Annotated in this window: 15 protein-coding genes; 12 read left to right on the forward strand and 3 right to left on the reverse strand. The window is 69.5% G+C overall.

The features are described from left to right. Position 1: 1 nt before the first annotated feature. The 3 genes from ncot_RS06855 (at position 2) to ncot_RS06865 (ending at position 2,495) form a co-directional block, all read left to right on the forward strand. Positions 2-712 (forward strand): methyltransferase domain-containing protein, encoded by a 711-nt coding sequence (locus ncot_RS06855; protein WP_168616932.1) that lies wholly within the window; start codon positions 2-4, stop codon positions 710-712. Positions 713-775: 63 nt separating this feature from the next. Then, a complete protein-coding gene (dinB, locus tag ncot_RS06860; RefSeq protein WP_168616933.1) occupies positions 776-1,960 on the forward strand; it encodes a DNA polymerase IV in 1,185 nt (394 codons plus the stop codon). 97 nt (positions 1,961-2,057) lie between these two features. Beyond that, on the forward strand, positions 2,058-2,495 hold the full coding sequence (locus ncot_RS06865; RefSeq protein ID WP_168616934.1) for a DUF3040 domain-containing protein: 438 nt from the start codon (positions 2,058-2,060) through the stop codon (positions 2,493-2,495). A gap of 180 nt (positions 2,496-2,675) precedes the next feature. On the opposite strand, the gene ncot_RS06870 is transcribed toward ncot_RS06865, so the two are convergent. From ncot_RS06870 to ncot_RS06880, 3 genes are read right to left on the reverse strand one after another with little or no spacing between them, the layout of a single operon-like run. Beyond that, positions 2,676-5,054 carry a DUF3488 and transglutaminase-like domain-containing protein gene (locus tag ncot_RS06870; protein ID WP_168616935.1) on the reverse strand — a complete coding sequence of 793 codons (2,379 nt, stop codon included), beginning with the start codon at positions 5,052-5,054 and terminating at the stop codon, positions 2,676-2,678. Beyond that, positions 5,051-6,361 carry a DUF58 domain-containing protein gene (locus ncot_RS06875; RefSeq protein WP_168616936.1) on the reverse strand — a complete coding sequence of 437 codons (1,311 nt, stop codon included), beginning with the start codon at positions 6,359-6,361 and terminating at the stop codon, positions 5,051-5,053. Before ncot_RS06875 ends, ncot_RS06870 begins: the two co-directional genes overlap by 4 nt. 24 nt (positions 6,362-6,385) lie before the next feature. Next, positions 6,386-7,345, reverse strand: coding sequence for a MoxR family ATPase (locus ncot_RS06880; RefSeq protein ID WP_240938114.1), 960 nt, complete (start codon positions 7,343-7,345; stop codon positions 6,386-6,388). A gap of 453 nt (positions 7,346-7,798) precedes the next feature. Between ncot_RS06880 and mraZ the strand changes: the two genes are divergently transcribed. The 9 genes from mraZ (at position 7,799) to murD (ending at position 17,470) form a co-directional block, all read left to right on the forward strand. Then, complete coding sequence (mraZ, locus tag ncot_RS06885; protein ID WP_168616938.1) at positions 7,799-8,227, forward strand: division/cell wall cluster transcriptional repressor MraZ; 429 nt, start codon at positions 7,799-7,801, stop codon at positions 8,225-8,227. Between the two features lie 259 nt (positions 8,228-8,486). Continuing rightward, positions 8,487-8,633, forward strand: coding sequence for a hypothetical protein (locus tag ncot_RS06890; protein WP_168616939.1), 147 nt, complete (start codon positions 8,487-8,489; stop codon positions 8,631-8,633). A 12-nt stretch (positions 8,634-8,645) separates the two neighbouring features. Further along, the gene (rsmH, locus tag ncot_RS06895; protein ID WP_168616940.1) at positions 8,646-9,608 is read left to right on the forward strand and encodes a 16S rRNA (cytosine(1402)-N(4))-methyltransferase RsmH; all 963 of its coding nucleotides are present in this window, start codon (positions 8,646-8,648) and stop codon (positions 9,606-9,608) included. Next, complete coding sequence (locus ncot_RS06900) at positions 9,605-10,186, forward strand: cell division protein FtsL (RefSeq protein WP_168616941.1); 582 nt, start codon at positions 9,605-9,607, stop codon at positions 10,184-10,186. Before rsmH ends, ncot_RS06900 begins: the two co-directional genes overlap by 4 nt. After that, positions 10,183-11,949, forward strand: coding sequence for a penicillin-binding protein 2 (locus tag ncot_RS06905; RefSeq protein WP_240938115.1), 1,767 nt, complete (start codon positions 10,183-10,185; stop codon positions 11,947-11,949). The genes ncot_RS06900 and ncot_RS06905 overlap by 4 nt, the downstream gene beginning before the upstream one ends. Before the next feature lie 118 nt (positions 11,950-12,067). After that, on the forward strand, positions 12,068-13,510 hold the full coding sequence (locus ncot_RS06910) for a UDP-N-acetylmuramoyl-L-alanyl-D-glutamate--2,6-diaminopimelate ligase (protein ID WP_346766641.1): 1,443 nt from the start codon (positions 12,068-12,070) through the stop codon (positions 13,508-13,510). Positions 13,511-13,515: 5 nt separating this feature from the next. Next, positions 13,516-14,922 carry a UDP-N-acetylmuramoyl-tripeptide--D-alanyl-D-alanine ligase gene (gene murF / locus ncot_RS06915; protein ID WP_346766642.1) on the forward strand — a complete coding sequence of 469 codons (1,407 nt, stop codon included), beginning with the start codon at positions 13,516-13,518 and terminating at the stop codon, positions 14,920-14,922. Beyond that, positions 14,919-16,010, forward strand: a complete 1,092-nt coding sequence (gene mraY / locus ncot_RS06920; RefSeq protein WP_168616944.1) for a phospho-N-acetylmuramoyl-pentapeptide-transferase — start codon at positions 14,919-14,921, stop codon at positions 16,008-16,010. The genes murF and mraY overlap by 4 nt, the downstream gene beginning before the upstream one ends. Then, on the forward strand, positions 15,992-17,470 hold the full coding sequence (murD, locus tag ncot_RS06925) for a UDP-N-acetylmuramoyl-L-alanine--D-glutamate ligase (protein WP_168616945.1): 1,479 nt from the start codon (positions 15,992-15,994) through the stop codon (positions 17,468-17,470). The genes mraY and murD overlap by 19 nt, the downstream gene beginning before the upstream one ends. Positions 17,471-17,476 lie beyond the last annotated feature (6 nt).

Below are 17,476 nucleotides of genomic sequence, written 5' to 3' on the forward strand. Positions count from 1 at the left end.
CATGTCTGCCAGTGAACGCCGGGGCGCTGCCCGCACCGCTGTCGTCTGGGACTCCCTGCGTGACGTCCTCGCGGAGCCCAGTGACGTGCTCGACATCGGCGGTGGCACCGGCGGCTTCGCCGTGCGCGTCGCCGAGCAGGGCCACCGGGTCTCCGTGGTCGACCCCAGTCCTGACGCCCTTGCTGCCCTCGGTCGTCGGGCCCAGGAGTTCGGCGTCGCCGACCGGGTCACCGGTCAGCAGGGAGAGCTGTCCAGCCTGCTCGATGCCGTCGACGAGGCCAGCTTCGACGTGGTCCTGTGCCACGGGGTCCTCGAGGTCGTCGATGACCCCGCTGACGCGTTGGCCACGCTGGCTCGGGTGCTCCGCCCCGGCGGATCCCTCAGCCTCCTGGTCGCCCAGCGGCATGCAGCCGTGGTGGCCCGGGCGATGGCCGGTCACTTCGGACAGGCCAAGGCCATCCTCTCCGGTGAGGCCGTCGGCAAGGCGGGTCACCGATTCACCAGCGACGAGATCACCGGGTTGCTCGACGGGGCCGGCTTCAGCACCGTGTCGGTGCACGGCATCCGGGTCTTCGCCGACCTGGTGCCCGGGTCCCTGCTCGACCTCGAGCCGGGTGCCACCCAGGCGCTGGTCGAGCTCGAGCAGGCAGTGGCCTCCCGACCCGAGTACCTGCCGCTCGCGACCCAGGTCCACGTGCTCGCCACTCGCTGAGCCCCACTCCACCTCTCCCTCGGCCGCCACGCGGGGGCTCCTGGCCCAGGCCCGGTGGTTCCGATGAGGGACCCGGCGCGTGGTTGTCACCTGCTCCACGTCGACATGGACGCGTTCTACGCGTCGGTGATGATCCGCGACCGACCGGACCTGGCCGAGGTGCCGGTCATCGTCGGTGGTGGCCACCGTGGCGTGGTGCTGTCAGCGAACTACCCGGCCCGAGAACACGGCGTACGTTCGGCGATGCCGATGACCCGTGCCAGGCGTGCCTGTCCGCAGGCGACGGTGATCACCCCCGACTTCGATGCGTTCAGCACGGTGTCCTCCTCGGTGATGGAGACCTTTCGGCAGATCACCCCGATGGTCGAGGCGATGTCGCTCGACGAGGCCTTCCTCGACGTCAGTGGGGCCACCAGGCGCCTCGGGTCGCCGGTGGAGATCGCCGAGATGCTCCGCGCCCGGATCCACGACGAGCAACGCATCACGTGCTCGGTCGGGGTCGCGGCCTCCGTCTCGGTGGCCAAGCTGGCCAGCCGACGGGCCAAGCCGGACGGGATCGTCGTGGTGCCACCGCACAAGGTCACCTCCTTCCTGCACCCACTCGATGTGGGGGAGCTGTGGGGCGTGGGGGAGAAGACCGCGGAGATGCTGCATCGCCTCGGCCTGCACTCGGTCGGCGACGTCGCCAACACCCCGTTGCGGACCTTGCAACGGGCAGTCGGTGTTGCACTGGGCAGCCAGCTGCACGAGCTCGCCTGGGGCAGTGACCGCCGCACGCTCACCCCGCGGCGACACACCCAGGAACCCGACAAGAGCATGGGCGCCGACGAGACCTTCGCGCAGGACACCGACGACCGGGAGGTGATCCTGCGCGAGGTGCTGCGGCTCGCGGCCAGGGTGAGCGGCCGGATGCGCAGTGCCCAGGTCGCCGGACGGACGGTCACCCTGCGGGTGCGCTTTGCCGACTTCACCACCATCACCCGTTCGAAGACACTGCCCGAGGCGACCGACGTGACCCAGGAGATCCACCGCACCGCCACCCGGTTGTACGACGCGCTCGGTCTGCAGCGCGCCAGGGTCCGTCTGGTCGGCGTACGTGTCGAGGGCCTGGTTCCCCGCCGCACCGTGCACCGGCAGCTGCTGCTCGGTGAGCGCGAGCAGGGTTGGGCCGAGGCGGACCGCGCGGTCGACCGGGCAACCCGGCGGTTCGGGACGGCGGCGGTGCGACCGGCCAGCCTGCTCAAATGATGTCAAGCAATTTTGGTCACCGACTACCACCTTGGGCCGGGGCTGCCTAGACTTGAGCCAGGACCATCGGTCCGTGCCGCGACCCAAGGGAGGAAACGTGCCACTCTCGGAAGAGGAACTTCGTCTGCTCGAGCAGATGGAGCGTGCCCTCGTCGAAGAGGACCCCAAGTTTGCCTCGACCTTGCGGGGCACGTCCTTCAAGCAGGCGGCTCGACGTCGTGCCATCCTTGCCGGAGTGGTCTTCGTCATCGGCATCGCGGTGCTGATGTCGGGTGCGGTCTTCCGCATGATCCCGGTGGGCGTGATCGGTTTCGTGATCATGCTCGTGTCCGCCACCTATGGCCTGTCCACGGTGCGCGGTCGCGCCAAGCCGGTCCAGGAGGGCGACGTCAAGGAGACCCGCCACCACGGCCTCGGCGTCGTCGACGGTGGCAGGGTCCACCGCCCCAAGATGCGTCGATCGACTTCCTCGGCTCCCTTCATGGAGCGTCTCGAGGAGCGTTGGCGCAACCGTCGCGACAACGGCGGCTTCTGACCTTCACCCGGTCCTGACGCCACGGATCACCGATTCGTGGTGCGCCGGTGACGTGTGCCCCGGCCCGCAGCAGCCCTGGCCGTCCTCCCGGCCGAAAGGTCCACGTCCCGGCCGGGATCTCGGTCGGGGAGCTCCACCTTCCCCGGGTGCCCGGAAGAGCTGAAGGCTCCTGCGGTCAGCTCAGGAGATCTGGTCCAGTGGGTCCCCGGCCGAGGCGCGTCGTGCGCCACCTGAGGCCCGGGCCGCGGTGCGTGAGCCCGCCGACAGCACCGACCGTGGCCACCACGTGGCACGCCGACGACCCTGCGCGGTCGCTCCGCCACGAAGCGCCGCAACGCAGCTGTCCACGAGCTGGCGGATCTCTCCCTCGCGTGAGGGATCGGCGGAATCGGAGTAGCGGGAGCGCTCCAGGATGCCGACCAACGTGTGCAGCGCTGCTGTTGCCTCGGGGTTCACCTCGGGGCCGGTGCGAGGCCGTTGCGACGACTCGGTGCCAGCCGCTGGGCCGAAGAACTCCAGCAGTCGCTGACCAGTGGCGCGTGGTGAGCGTCCCGCGGGCCACGCCCGGCCGAGGTCGACGGTCACGTCACGCAGCTCCGCCCATGCGGCCTCCGCCGGGTCCCCGACGCGCCAGCGACGGTTGGTGCGCGCGCGTCGCAGCGACCTCGGCGTGAGGACCAGCGCCACCACCACGAGCAGCGCGCCACCACCCCACAGGAACGGCACCAACGAGAAGTCGTCGTCCTGGTCCTTGTCGGCGGTGGCCTGCTCCTCCGGTGCCTGCGTCGCCCGGGGCTTGGTCGGTCGGTCCTGGGGAGACGCCGAGGTCTGCGGGGCCGTCGGCTGCGCGTCGGGACCGTCGTCCTCGACCTGGTCGTTGGTGTAGCCGGGTACGCCGGGGATGTGCGTGGACGGGGTGGGCTCGAAGATCACCCAGCCGGCCCCTTCGAAGTAGAGCTCGGGCCAGGCATGCAGGTCGTGGGAGGTGAACTCGTATCCGTCGGTGGCGTCGGAGTCGTCGTCGGAGTAGTGGAGTCCGACGGCGACCCGTGCCGGGATGCCGAGGATGCGTGCCATCACGGCCATCGCCGAGGAGAACTGCTCGCAGTAGCCCTCCTTGTCCTGCAGGAACTCCACGAGGGCGTTGTTGCCGTTGCCCGGGTCGGGGGTGAGGGAGTACTCGAACTCCGGACCACGGAAGTAGTCCTGGAGGGCTTGGGCCTTCTCGTAGTCGGAGGCCTGTCCACCCGTCACCTCCCTGGCGATGTCGACCACCTCCTGCGGCATGTCGGGAAGCGCGGTGTAGTCGTCGGCAATGACGGAGGGCGGCGGAGGGGCGCTGGCGAGGCCGTCCCCGTTCAGCTGGGGGATCAGCTCGGTGAGTGAGTAGTCCATGCCCGCGGTGTTCACGTCGTCGTCGGCCGAGTGGAAGTCGAGCGTGTTGATGTCGTAGCGCCAGTCGGAGCTGGCGTTCACCGACGTGACCCTCATGGGGGTCGGCAGCCACAGCGAGTCAAGCTCGTCGGTGATCGAGATCTTCCAGTCCCGGGTCGTCGTGGGGTAGGCCCCGGTGAGGCCGATCGGGTTGGGAATGGCTCCGTCGGCAGCCTGGCTCTCGGGCAGCTTCCGCTTCCCGGGGCTCCACGCGGCGTCGGTGAACTTGGTGAGCACCGTCAACCGGACGTACTCAGGGGCGGGGCCGTCGGTGCTGACCTCGAGCAGGGGGACGTCCTCACCGCGTATGAGGTCGCGGCGCAGGTCGGTCATCGGGTTGGTGATCTTGACCTCTCGGTCGCCGGGCCCACCTGAGCCCTCGCCACCCAGCACGCCGAGGTCGAGGGTCGGGATGAGCAACGGGATAAACAGGGCCAGGGTGACCGCGGTCGCGCCGACCGCGACCGGATGCCGTCGTGCGTCGGTGAGCTTCATCGTCGACTTGAACGGGCCGGTGTCGGTGGCACCGAACTGCCGGCCCCAGCGAGAGATCCGGCTGTTCTCCTGGAGCACCAGCATGAGCAGGAAACCGCTCACCCCCAGGACGAACGGAGCCCAGTGCACGGGGCGATCGAGGATGCTGACCGGAAGCGTGTAGACGATCAACAGGGGCAGGCCGGCCACCGGGACCCGGTTGAGGGTGACGGCGATCAGGTCCACGAAGAGGTGGCACAGCAGCCCGCCGAAGACCAGGAGGGGGGCCACCTCCTTGACCTCCGTGGGGATCGGCGCGGCATAGCGCGTCGAAACCTCGAGCGCATCCACGAACGCCTGCGTGGTCGCAGTGATCGACGACGGCGTCGGGAGCGGGGAGTTGCCGTGGAGGAAGTTGAGGAAGAGGAACGCCGTGAGCAGCTGCGCGGCGGCGATGACGACGACGTGGAAGCGCGCCCACCTGCTGAGCTGGCCGACCAGGCTCACGCACAGGATCCCGGACAGCAACGGCACCATGTAGATCGCGTTGGTCTCCACGAAGCCGCCCCACGACGACAGCGTGAACCACGAGGTCATCGCCGTGGCCAGGACCAGGAGGATCGGTCCGGGACCGTTCCTGTGCCCGGTCATGCGGTCCCACCGTGCTCGGTCAAGGGGCCCATGCCGGGGAACGCCTCGAGGCGGAGACCGCCGCCGTTGGCCGAGAGCCGGCCCAGCTCCTGCCAGAGAGGGGCCAGCTGCGCGTTGGGTTGACCCGTCACGGCGCGCCACCCGAGAGCGCTGAGCCACGCTGCGGCGCCGCCCGACGGCTCCTGGCGCTGGGATCCGCGCGCCCACGCATCGACGTCGAGGGCGATCGCCATCGGGTTCGAGTCGTGGAGCCGCATACGACGCAGCACCGCCTGGTCGTGGTCGCTGAGGGCACCCAGCACGCAGACCAACAGACTGTTGTGGCCGTGCTCACCGAGCCAGTCGGTGGCCAGGTGGGCACGGTGGATCGGTTCGATCACGGCCAGTGCCTCCAGCAACGGGCCGGCGTTCTGGGCCGAGCTGCGGTCGTGCCACGCGGTGTTCGGGTCCTCGCCCTCGGCTGTGACCAGACGCACGGTGAATCCGCGCTGGGTGAGGTGGATCGCGATCGAGGCGGCGATCGACACGGCAGTCTCGAGCGAGGAGGCCACGCCCTGGCCGCGGTGCGCGAGGATCCGGTTGTCGACGAAGACGGTGGCCCTCGACTGCCACGGTTGCTCCTCACGGCGCACCATCAGCTCGCCGACGCGCGCGCTGCTGCGCCAGTGCACCCTGCGCAGGTCGTCACCGCGGCGGTACTCACGAACCGTCACGTCTTCGGCGCTGCCGCTGGCAAAGGCGCGCGGACGGTTGTCACCGGACCCGGTCCAGGCGCCCGTCAACGGGATCGCCGGGAGCGGCACGGTGCGTGGGGTCACGGTCACCGGGACCGTGGCCTGGAAGGCTCGACCGAGCTCGACCAGCCCGAAGGGATCGCTGACCCGCACGGACATCGGACCGATGTCGAAGCGCCCGCGGATGTCGGAGCGGATCTGGTAGGTGACGTGGCGCTGCGCACCCGGCCTGAGCCCGTCGAGCACGAAGCGTGGTCGGGTGCCCAGCACGAAGGGGACGTGGTCCTCGAGGAGGAGCATTCCGGTCGGCGTGCGGCCCTCGTTGGTCAGGTCGAGGGTCACCTGCGCCGTTTGCCCGGCCACGACCAGCTGTGGGGCGACCGAACGAACCAAGGAGAGCTGGTAGCGGCTGCGCCCCACCAACCAGGCGGTGACCAGTGGGAGAGTGACCAACAGGATGCCGACCCGGGTCAACGACTGCTGGCCGATCACCACGGCACACACGACCGCGGTCACCCCGGCTGCCAAGAAGGCCCGCCCCCTGCTGGTCAGGCCAGCCATTCCCTTGCGCATGTGCTGCTCCCGGCTGCCGGCTTCTCAGGCGTTCGGAACGGGCACGCTGTTGACGATCGCATCGAGCACCGCGGCCGTCGAACGGCTGCTCATGGCGGCCTCGGCGCTCGGCAGCAGCCGATGGGCGAGCACGGGGCGGCTGATCGACAGCACGTCGTCGGGCAGGACGTAGTTGCGCCCGTTGATGGCGGCGTACGCCTTGGCCGCGCGAACCAGGTGGAGGGAGGCCCTCGGCGAGGCGCCGAGATTGAGGTCGGCGGTGTTGCGGGTGGCGGTGGTGAGGGCCACGGCGTAGCGGAGCACCGCGTCCGCGGTGTGCACCCGGTTGACGATGGAGATCAAGCTCCGGACCTCGGCGGCGTCGGTGACCGGTTTGAGGTCGTCGAGGGGATTCTGCGCGGAGTGGGAGGCGAGCATGGCGATCTCGGCAGAGGTGACGGGGTAGCCCATCGAGACCCTGGCCATGAAGCGGTCGCGCTGGGCCTCGGGCAGCGCGTAGGTGCCCTCCATCTCGATCGGGTTCTGGGTGGCGATCACCATGAAGGGTGACTCCAGCCGCCAGGTGTTGCCGTCGACGGTGACCTGGTGCTCCTCCATGCACTCCAGGAGCGCGGACTGGGTCTTGGGGGAGGCGCGGTTGATCTCGTCGCCGACCACGATGTTGGCGAAGACGCCACCGGGCCGGAACTCGAACTCACGCGTGTTCTGGTTGAAGATGCTGACGCCGGTCACGTCGGACGGCAACAGGTCGGGCGTGAACTGGATGCGCTTGACGGTGGAGTCGATCGAGCGGGCGAGCGCCTTGCTGAGCATGGTCTTGCCGACTCCGGGGATGTCCTCGATGAGCAGGTGACCCTCGGCGAGCATGACGGTGATGGCGGTGGTGACCACCTCTGTCTTGCCCTCGATGACGGCATTGATGTTGTCGCGCACCCGCGCGGCAACCCTCGCCACGTCCTGCACATCGGCCACTTCCACCGCCACGGCGTGCCTCCACGTCCTCATTCCTGTAGGTGCGCTCGGACTGGGCGCCCCCGTCCACGCGCTCAGTCAACCGCATGGGTGGTTGCGAGGGGAGAACCGGCGCGCCATCGGAACTCGTTCGTGACCTGGCGCCCGCGCGGAGCTGCTCGAAGGACGGTGGGCCCCCTGTCCGGCCGGAGAGGCCCCACCTTCTGCACCACTTTCCTCCACCACGGCGTGGAGTCGTCCCCACCAGCGCTCCACCGCCCCAGCTCCTGCGGTTGCCAAATGCGGGCTGACCTGCGCAAACAAGAGCGCGAGCGGGTGCAGCGGCACGACGCCACCCGGCGGCACCACCGGACGAGAGCCGTGAGATCCCGCCGAGAAACGCGCTCAGGATGGTTGACGGTGGATGAGAGTGGAGTAGAGTGGTGCGAAGTGGAGGATAGTTGGACCTGACAGGGGTGGTGCCGGATGTTTTTCGGCACCTACACGCCCAAGCTCGACGAGAAGGGCCGCCTGTTCCTCCCGGCAAAGTTCAGAGAGGACCTGGCCGAAGGCCTCGTGGTCACCCGTGGGCAGGAGCGCTGCCTCACCGTGTGGTCGATGGAGGACTTCGGACGCTTGACCGACCGGCTCCGCGAGGCGCCTGTCACCAACAAGGGAGCTCGTGACTACGTCCGCATGTTGTTCGCGGCGGCGTCACAGGAACTGCCTGACAAGCAGGGGCGGATCAGCATTCCGTCGGTGTTGAGGGACTACGCGTCCCTCACCAAGGACGTGATGGTGATCGGCGCGATGAACCGGATCGAGATCTGGGACCCGGCGTCGTGGCAGACCTACTCCGAGGAACAGGAACAGAAGTTCTCCGAGCTCAGCGACGAGGTCTTCCCGGGCATCTGACGGTGTCGACCGGAACCGGTGCCACAGCACAGCAGCACAGCAGCACAGCAGCACAGAACAGAACAGTTGATTCGCAGGACGAGGTCTCGAGCCCGCTCCCTGACTGTCATCTGGGGTCACTTCCCCGATTCCAGACGGCAACTTCCCCCTTCGAGGGGAGCGGGCAGGGACCTGGTCCGGCGAATCCGTCCAACGGAGGGCGGCCCAGTGGCTCCTCTCCGTGACAGCAGTCCACAGTCCATGAGCAGGGGTCGAGAGCATGAGCATGAGTGTCAGCGGCAGTCCGCACACGACACCGCGCGTGCGTGAGCAGGCTCGCGACGCAGTCGCCGTCATGGTCTTCTCTGCGGGCGCCTCCGTGGCCACCACCGTGGTGCTCCTCCTCCTGATGGCACTCGGTCGGTAGGTCAGGATCCAGATGAGCAGCCCACGCCACGTCCCGGTCCTCCTCGACCGGGTCGTTGCTCTCATGGCGCCTTCCCTCGACCGGTCCGGCGCCGTCGCCATCGACGCCACGCTCGGCCTCGGTGGTCACAGCGAAGCCGTGCTCCGGGCCTGCCCGCAGGCCCGGGTGATCGGCATCGACCGCGACCCCAACGCCCTGCGGATGGCGGGGGAGCGGTTGGCGACGTACGGCGACCGGTTCCTCGGGGTGCACGCCGTCTACGACGAGATCCCTGCGGTGCTCGAGGACCAGGGCGTTGCCTCCGTCGACGCGGTGCTCTTCGACCTCGGCGTCTCGTCGATGCAGCTCGACGTGCGTGAGCGCGGATTCGCCTATGCCCAGGATGCCCCGCTCGACATGCGGATGGACGACACCACGGGGCCGACCGCGGCCGACGTGCTGAACAGCTACTCGGTGGCGGAGCTGACGCGGGTCCTCCGGGACTACGGCGAGGAGAAGTTCGCCCGCCGGATCGCCCAGTTCATCGTGAAGGAGCGCGAGAGCGAGCCGTTCACCAGCTCCGGCCGCCTGGTCGAGCTCCTGTACGCCGCCATCCCGGCGCCTGCGCGTCGCACTGGTGGGCACCCGGCCAAGCGCACCTTCCAGGCACTGCGCATGGAGGTTAACGACGAGCTCGCCGTGCTCCGCCGGGCCATCCCGGCGGCGATCGAGGCGATCGGGGTCGGCGGCAGGGTCGTCGTCGAGTCCTACCACTCGCTCGAGGACCGGTTGGTCAAGCAGGCCTTCACCGCCGCGACCCGCACCGATGTGCCCGCCGACATGCCGTTCATCCCCGAGGGGCACGAGCCGAAGTTCCGCACCGTCACCCGTGGCGCGGAGAAGGCGGTCGAGCCCGAGCTCACCGACAACCCGCGGGCCGCATCGGTCCGCCTGCGAGCCATCGAACGCCTTCGACCCACAGGAGCCTCCGCATGAGCACCCCTCTTCCCCAGAGCCGTGTCCGGGTCCAGCGCATCGCCGAGGCTGCGGTCGAGCGGGCCCGGCTCCGGGTGGTCCCGCGGCTGAGCCCCAGTGCCCCGCGGGTCCCCTTCGTGACCCTGGTCAGTGCCCTGCTGCTCGCCGGTGTCGTCGGGCTCCTGATGTTCAACACCCACATGCAGCAGAACTCGTTCGCCGCCACCGAGCTCGAGCAGCGGGCCAGCGAGCTCACCTCGCGGCAGCAGACCCTGCAGATGGAGCTGGAGGAGCTGCGCAACCCGCAGCGGGTGGCCGAGCAGGCGCAGTCGCTCGGCATGGTGCCGTCCGCGCACCCGGCCTTCCTGCGGATCACCGACGGCAAGGTGCTCGGCGCGGCGACCCCGGCCACGCCCGCGGATCGCACCGACGTCCGTCCGCCGGCGGCCGAACGACCCAAGTCGCTGACGCCGGAGCAGATCCCGGTCCGGATCCCGGCCGGGACCAGGTCCGAGCGGCGCGCCGAGGCAAAGAAGCAGAACGGCTCGGGTAGGAATGAGTCGTCCACGAACAACCAGGGAGACCGGAGCCCCCGTTGAGCCTCAGGAACCAGTCCCGTGGAGTCCGTGCGACTCGTGGATCGGCGCTCTTCCGGCTGCGCTTCGGCTTCATCGTGATCGCGATGGTGCTCTCCGTCTTCGGGGTGCGCCTGGTGCAGCTGCAGGGACTCGACCCCAACGCGTACGCCGCCCGGGCGGCCAAGGAGGGCACCGACACGGTCGAGCTGCCCGCCGAGCGCGGCGCCATCGTGGACCGCAACGGTGTCGAGCTGGCCAGCTCGGTGGACGGCCTGATGATCGTGGCCGACCCGCAGATGACCAAGGACGACTCCAGTGAGATCGCGACCTTCCTGGCCGAGGAGCTCGACCTCGACTACTTCGCGACCCTCGACCGCCTGCGTCGCGACGACACCCGGTTCCAGTACATCGCCCGTCGTGTCCCCTCCACCGTGGCCAACAGGGTGCTCGATGCCCTCGAGGAGCAGGGCTACAGCGGCTTGAGCACACGGCGCGACCCGATGCGTGACTACCCGGCCGACGACGTCGCGGCCAACCTGATCGGGTTCGTGGGGGAGGACGCACCGCTGGCCGGGTTCGAGCGCACCTTCGACGAGCAGCTCGCGGGCGTCGACGGTGAGACCACCTACGAGGTGGGTGGTGGGAACCGGATCCCGCTCGGCACCAACAACACGGTCAAGCCGGTCAACGGCAAGGACCTGCAGCTGACCATCGAGCGCGACGTCCAGTGGTATGCGCAGCGGGTGCTGCGTGCCGGCGTACGTGCCGCCCAGGGCGACTCCGGCACGGCGATCGTGGTGAACACCGAGACCGGCGAGATCCTGGCGGATGCCGAGTATCCGAGCTTCAACGCCAACGAGCCGCTGCGTTCGCCCAAGGAGGACCTCGGGTCGCGTGCGACCAGCGACCCCTACGAGCCCGGCTCCGTCGAGAAGGTGCTCACCTTCGCCTCGTTGATCGACGCCGGCAAGATCACCCCGCGGACCCGGTTGAAGGTGCCCGGTGTCATCGACAGCCAGGGCATGCCGATCCACGACTACTGGGACCACGGCGACATCCACCTCACCGCAGCCGGGGCACTGGCCAAGTCGTCCAACGTCGGCACCGTCCTGGCCACGCGCGAGTTCCGGTCCACCGAGCTCGGTGCCTATCTCCAGGCGTTCGGCCTCGGCCGGCGCACCAACATCGGGGTGCGTGGTGAGAGCGCCGGAAAGCTCCCCGACCCCGCCACGTGGTCGCAGCTGACCCAGGACAACATCGCCTTCGGCCAGGGGCTCAGCGTCAACGCGGTGCAGATGGCCGCGGCGATCAACACGATCGCCAACGGCGGTGTCCGGGTCGACCCCAGCATCATCAAGGGCGAGGCAGTCACCGACGGCGGTCAGGAGGTCGGCTCCGCGACCACCACCAGTCGCCGCGTGGTCAGTGAGTCGGCAGCGCGCCAGACCGCGGAGATGATGGAGCTGGTCACCGACCCGGTCGACGGCATCGCCCCGGGTGCCGCGATCGAGGGCTACCGGGTCGCCGGCAAGACCGGGACCGCCCAGCGAGTCGGCAGTGAGTGTGGGTGCTACGACGGCACCTTCACCGTCTCGTTCGCCGGCTTCGCCCCCGCCGACAACCCGAAGTTCACGGTCTACGTGGTCATCCAGAACCCGAAGAACGGCATGGGCGGTGGCGCCGCCGGTGGGCCGGTCTTCCGCAAGATCATGACCTACCTGCTCCGCAAGTACGGCGTGCCGCCCACCGGCGCACCGGCCACCACGTTGCCGGTCGAGTGGTGACCTGCGGCGGTGACGTCGCGATCCCCGTGCACCTGCGCGATAGCCTCGCGCCGTGGTGAGTGACAAGCAGCTGCGCGCGACGCGTCCCGTGCGACCTCGGTCGACCCGGCTCTCGGTGGTGGCCGACTGGCTGGGCGTCGAGAGTCCTGCCGGGGACCCCGAGGTCACCGGCATCACCCTGAGCTCCCACCGCGTGCTGCCGGGGGACCTGTACGTCGGGTTGGCGGGCGCGCGTGCCCACGGGGCGTCGTACGCCCTCGCGGCCGTCGAGGCCGGTGCCGTCGCCGTGCTCACGGACTCCGCCGGCGGGGGCCTGACGGCGGGCCTGGGCATCCCGGTAATGGTCGTCGACGACCTGCGTCCCCGCCTGGGCCGACTCGCGGCGCGGCTGCACGGCCACCCCACCGAGCACATGCGGATGATCGCGGTGACCGGCACCCAGGGGAAGACGACCACCACGCGGCTGGCCGAGGAGGCGCTGGCCGGGGCCAGGGTGCACGCGGCCGTGATCGGCACGGTCGGCACCCGTGTGGACGGCGAGGACATCCCGACAACGCTCACCACGCCCGAGGCACCCGACCTGCACGGCCTGTTCGCGATGATGTTGGAGCGTGGCGTGCAAGCCTGTGCGATGGAGGTGTCGAGCCACGCGTTGGTGATGGGCCGCGTCGACGGGGTGGTCTTCGACGTGGCGGTCTTCACCAACCTCGGCCGGGACCACCTCGACTTCCACAAGGACGTGGAGCACTACTTCGCCGCGAAGGCGTCGCTGTTCACGCCCGAGCGGGCCCGCCTCGGACTGGTCAACGTCGACGACGAGTTCGGTCGCCGACTGCTCGCCGAGGCGTCGATCCCGATGCGCACCTTCGCGCTCCACGACTCCACGGCCGACTGGCACGTGACGGACGTCGACCTGGCTCCCGACGGGTCCGCGTTCACCGTGGTCGGCCCGGGGGGAGTGCAGGTGCGCACCTCCGTCCCGATCCCCGGTGACTTCAACGTGGCCAACGCACTCTCGGCGATCGCGGCGTGCGCGGAGGCCGGCTACGACGTCGAGGCCGTCGCCGGGTCGCTGGCCCGCGGATCCGGCGTGCCCGGACGCCTGGAGCAGGTGCCCGTGCCCGGCGGCTTCAGCGTCGTGGTCGACTATGCCCACAAGCCCGACGCCGTCGAGGCCGCACTCACCACGCTGCGACCACTCACTGACGGCCGACTGGTCGTCGTGATCGGCGCCGGTGGAGACCGTGACACCGGCAAGCGCCCGGTGATGGGCGAGATCGCGGCCCGGCTTGCCGACCTGGTGATCGTCACCGACGACAACCCGCGCACCGAGGACCCCGGGGCGATCCGGGCCGAGGTGCTGGCCGGTGCCCGCGGTGGTCACGCCGAGGTGATCGAGGTGGGCAACCGACGCGACGCGATCCGCGAGGCGCTGGCGCGGGCATCGTTCGGTGACATCGTGCTGGTTGCCGGCAAGGGACACGAGACCGGGCAGGAGGTCGACGGCGTGGTCCACCCCTTCGACGACCGCGTGGTGGTGCGCGAGGAGGCTGCTCGGTGATCGCGATGTCCCTGGCCGAGATCGCGGCCGCAGTGGGTGGCAGCGTCGACGGTGACCCGGAGGTCCTGGTCACCGGTCCGGCCTTCGTCGACAGCCGCGCCGTCGAGCCATCCGGGCTCTTCGTCGCGATCCCCGGCGATCGTGTGGACGGACACGACTACGCCTCCGGTGCCGTGGCCGGTGGCGCGGCAGGAGTGCTGGGTTCCCGACCCACCGGGGTGCCGACCGTCGTGGTCGACGACCCCGTCGCCGCGCTGGGCCGCCTGTCCCGTCACGTCGTCGACAGGCTGCCCGACCTGTCCCTGCTGGCGCTGACCGGAAGCCAGGGCAAGACCGGCACCAAGGACTACCTCGCCCAGGTGTTGTCGGCAGCAGGGCCGACCGTTGCCACTGCGGCGAACCTGAACAACGAGATCGGCGTCCCGCTCACCGTCCTGCGCGCCACCGTCGACACCCGTTTCCTGGTCGTCGAGATGGGAGCACGGGGCATCGGCCACATTGCCTACCTGTGCGAGATCGCACCGCCCCTGGTCGCCTCCGTGCTGAACGTCGGAACCGCCCACATCGGTGAGTTCGGTTCACGAGAGGCCATCGCTGCTGCCAAGGGCGAGATCCTCGAGGCACTGCCGGAGCACGGGGTGGCGGTGATCAATGCCGACGACGACTTCGCGGCGCTGATGGACCGACGCACCCGCGCCAGGGTGCTGCGCTTCGGGCTCGCCCCGGGGTCGGACGTGACGTGGAGCGACGTGACCTACGACGACCTGGACCGCGCCTCGGCCAGGTTCCACATCGCCGGGGAGTCGCACCAGGTCACCCTCGTGCAGTCCGGTCAGCACCAGCTCCTCAACGCCGCCGCTGCTGCGGCGCTGGCCGTGGGCGTGGGCCTGCCCGCGGACACGATCGCCCGAGCACTCGCGTCGGCCACCAGCCTGTCCCGCTGGCGGATGGAGCTCGACGAGCTGAGCGACGGCACGGTCGTGGTCAACGACGCCTACAACGCCAACCCGGAGTCGATGCGCGCTGCGATCAGCGCCCTGCTCGCCATCAGTGGCAAGCGTGCGGCCCGGTCGATCGCGGTCCTGGGCGTGATGAAGGAGCTCGGTCCCGAGTCCGACGCCGACCACCGTGCCCTCGGCGAACATGCGCTGGCCTCCGGGGTCGACGTACTCCTCGTGGTCGGTGACGATGCCCGGGAGATCGCGGAGGGCGCGGCGAACATCACAGTTGGGCGCGGCACGGCCGTGTGCGTCGCCGATCGGGCGGAGGCTCTGGCATGGTTGCGCGAGAACATCCGCTCGGGTGACGTCGTGCTGGTCAAGGCATCACGGGCCGCCGGCCTCGAGCGTGTGGCGCAGGAGTTGATCAGTTCCGGGCGGCAGCCCGATCACGCGGAGGAGACCCAGGGATGAGAGCGATCCTGCTCAGCGGCGGGTTGTCGTTGTTGCTGTCCCTGCTCGGCACCCGCTACGCGATCAGGCTGCTCTCCGCGAAGGGCTACGGCCAGGAGATCCGCGAGGACGGACCCACCACCCACCACACCAAGCGTGGCACGCCGACCATGGGTGGCACGGTGATCATCCTGGCCAGCGTGGTCGGCTATGCCTTCGCCAAGCTGGTCACCCAGGACCTGCCCACCGCCTCGGCGCTGCTGCTGCTGTTCCTGTTCGTGGGAATCGGCCTGGTCGGGTTCCTGGACGACTTCATCAAGATCTACAAGCAGCGCAACCTCGGGCTGCGCAGCAAGGCAAAGATCATCGGCCAGACGGTGATCGCGGTCGTGTTCGGTGTGCTCGCGCTGTCCCCGTGGCTCGAGGACGAGCGCGGCCGCACCCCCGCCTCCAACCACATCTCCTTCATCCGTGACCTCGACTCGTGGGTGTTGCCCAGCGTCCTCGTCGTGCTGTTGATCTGGGTGATCGTCACCGGCACCAGCAACGCGGTGAACCTCACTGACGGCCTGGACGGGCTCGCCGCGGGCGCCTCGATGATGGTCTTCGGTGCCTACACGCTGGTGAACATCTGGCAGAACAACCAGTGGTGCGGTCAGGCCGACATCACCTACGGTCGCTGCTACGAGGTCCGCGACCCCTACGACCTGGCCATCGTCGCCTCAGCCATCACCGGGGCCTGCTTCGGGTTCCTGTGGTGGAATGCCTCCCCGGCCCAGATCTTCATGGGCGACACCGGCTCCCTCGCGCTGGGAGCCGGGCTGGCGGGGCTCGCCATCCTCACGCGCACCGAGCTGTTGCTGGTGATCCTCGGCGGGCTCTTCGTCATGGTGACGCTCTCGGTGATGATGCAGGTGACCTACTTCAAGGCCACCCGAAGATTCACCGGCACCGGCAAACGGATCTTCCGGATGACACCGCTGCACCACCACTTCGAGATGCTCGGCTGGGAGCAGGTGACCGTGGTGATCCGGTTCTGGATCATCACCGGTCTGTGCGTGGCCACCGGACTGGGCATCTTCTACGCCGAATGGGTGGCCGGGACGTGAATCTCGACGACCTCGGTCGCCACACCTCGTGGGACGGCGTCCACGCCGTGGTCGCCGGGTTCGGCGTCTCCGGCTTCGCGGCCGCCGACAACCTGCTCTTCCTCGGCGCGTCCGTGATCGCGTTGGACGAGACGTCCGACGGCAAGGAGGAGAAGGCTGAGCTGCTGCGCAGCCTGGGTGGCGACATCCGGCTCGGACCCGGCAGCACCGCCACGCTCCCCGGCGGCACCGACGTCCTGATCACCTCGCCCGGCTGGCGCCCCGACGCGCCGCTGCTCGCCCAGGCCCGGGAGCGCGGCGTACCGATCTGGGGGGAGGTCGAGCTGGCCTGGCGCCTGCGCGACCCCGAGAAGGCAGCGCCCTGGCTGGCCGTCACCGGCACCAACGGCAAGACCACGACCGTCCAGATGCTCGACTCGATCCTGCGTGCTGCCGGGCTGCGAAGCGTCGCTGTCGGCAACGTCGGCCTGCCCATCGTCGAGGCAGTGATGGATCCCGAGCCGTACGACGTGTTCGCGGTCGAGCTGTCCAGCTTCCAGCTCCACTACACCTCGACCATGAGCGCGGAGTCGGCCGTCGTGCTCAACCTCGCCGAGGACCACCTCGACTGGTACTCCGGCGAGACCGCGATGGCTGACTACGCCGCGGACAAGGGCCGGATCTACGAGAACGTCCAGCGGGCCTGCGTCTACAACGCGGCCGACCCCGCCACCGAAGAGCTGGTCCGCGAGGCCGAGGTGGAGGAGGGCGCCCGTGCCATCGGGTTCACCCTCGGCATGCCCAGCGTGGGCATGGTCGGGGTCGTCGAGGACATGCTGGTCGACCGTGCCTTCATCGAGCAGCGCGAGAGCAGTGCCGCTGAGCTGTGCACGATCGCCGACCTCGCCTCCCCGGCACCACACTTCGTCGCCAACGCCCTGGCCGCCGCCGCGCTGGCCCGCGCCCACGGAGTCTCGCAGGCGGCCGTCCGCGACGGCCTGCGCGCCTTCCGCCCCGACGGGCACCGCATCGCCGAGGTCGCCGTGCACGAGGGCGTGACCTGGATCGATGACTCCAAGGCCACGAACCCGCACGCCGCGACGTCCTCGCTGAGGGCCTTCGATCCCGTCGTGTGGATCGCCGGGGGACTGGCCAAGGGGGCTCGCTTCGACGAGCTGGTCCAGCTGGTCACCGGCCGCCTGCGCGGCGTCGTGCTCATCGGCGCCGACCGACATGTGATCGCCGACGCGCTTTCGCGACACGCACCGGATGTGCCCCTCATCGACATAGGTGCCGGGGAGACTGGTGCGCAGGCCTCACCGATGGACGAGGTGGTGGCAGCTGCCAGTCGTCTGGCCCGGCCGGGCGACACGGTGCTGCTGGCGCCGGGCTGTGCGTCCATGGACATGTTCGCCAACTACGGCGAACGAGGTGACAGATTCGCCGAGGCGGTTCACCGCCACATCGCAGACCAGGATTGAGCCCAG

Origin of the sequence: Nocardioides sp. JQ2195 (genome assembly GCF_012272695.1) — a bacterium.
Taxonomy (GTDB): Bacteria; Actinomycetota; Actinomycetes; order Propionibacteriales; family Nocardioidaceae; genus Nocardioides.

Excerpts from the sequence above, each read along its gene's own strand:
- ncot_RS06855 (WP_168616932.1), top strand. The coding sequence starts at position 2 with ATGTCTGCCAGTGAACGCCGGGGCGCTGCCCGCACCGCTGTCGTCTGG.
- dinB (WP_168616933.1), top strand. The coding sequence starts at position 776 with ATGAGGGACCCGGCGCGTGGTTGTCACCTGCTCCACGTCGACATGGAC.
- ncot_RS06870 (WP_168616935.1), bottom strand. The coding sequence starts at position 5,054 with ATGACCGGGCACAGGAACGGTCCCGGACCGATCCTCCTGGTCCTGGCC.
- ncot_RS06875 (WP_168616936.1), bottom strand. The coding sequence starts at position 6,361 with ATGCGCAAGGGAATGGCTGGCCTGACCAGCAGGGGGCGGGCCTTCTTG.
- mraZ (WP_168616938.1), top strand. The coding sequence starts at position 7,799 with ATGTTTTTCGGCACCTACACGCCCAAGCTCGACGAGAAGGGCCGCCTG.
- ncot_RS06890 (WP_168616939.1), top strand. The coding sequence starts at position 8,487 with ATGAGCATGAGTGTCAGCGGCAGTCCGCACACGACACCGCGCGTGCGT.
- rsmH (WP_168616940.1), top strand. The coding sequence starts at position 8,646 with ATGAGCAGCCCACGCCACGTCCCGGTCCTCCTCGACCGGGTCGTTGCT.
- ncot_RS06900 (WP_168616941.1), top strand. The coding sequence starts at position 9,605 with ATGAGCACCCCTCTTCCCCAGAGCCGTGTCCGGGTCCAGCGCATCGCC.
- murF (WP_346766642.1), top strand. The coding sequence starts at position 13,516 with ATGTCCCTGGCCGAGATCGCGGCCGCAGTGGGTGGCAGCGTCGACGGT.
- mraY (WP_168616944.1), top strand. The coding sequence starts at position 14,919 with ATGAGAGCGATCCTGCTCAGCGGCGGGTTGTCGTTGTTGCTGTCCCTG.
- murD (WP_168616945.1), top strand. The coding sequence starts at position 15,992 with ATGGGTGGCCGGGACGTGAATCTCGACGACCTCGGTCGCCACACCTCG.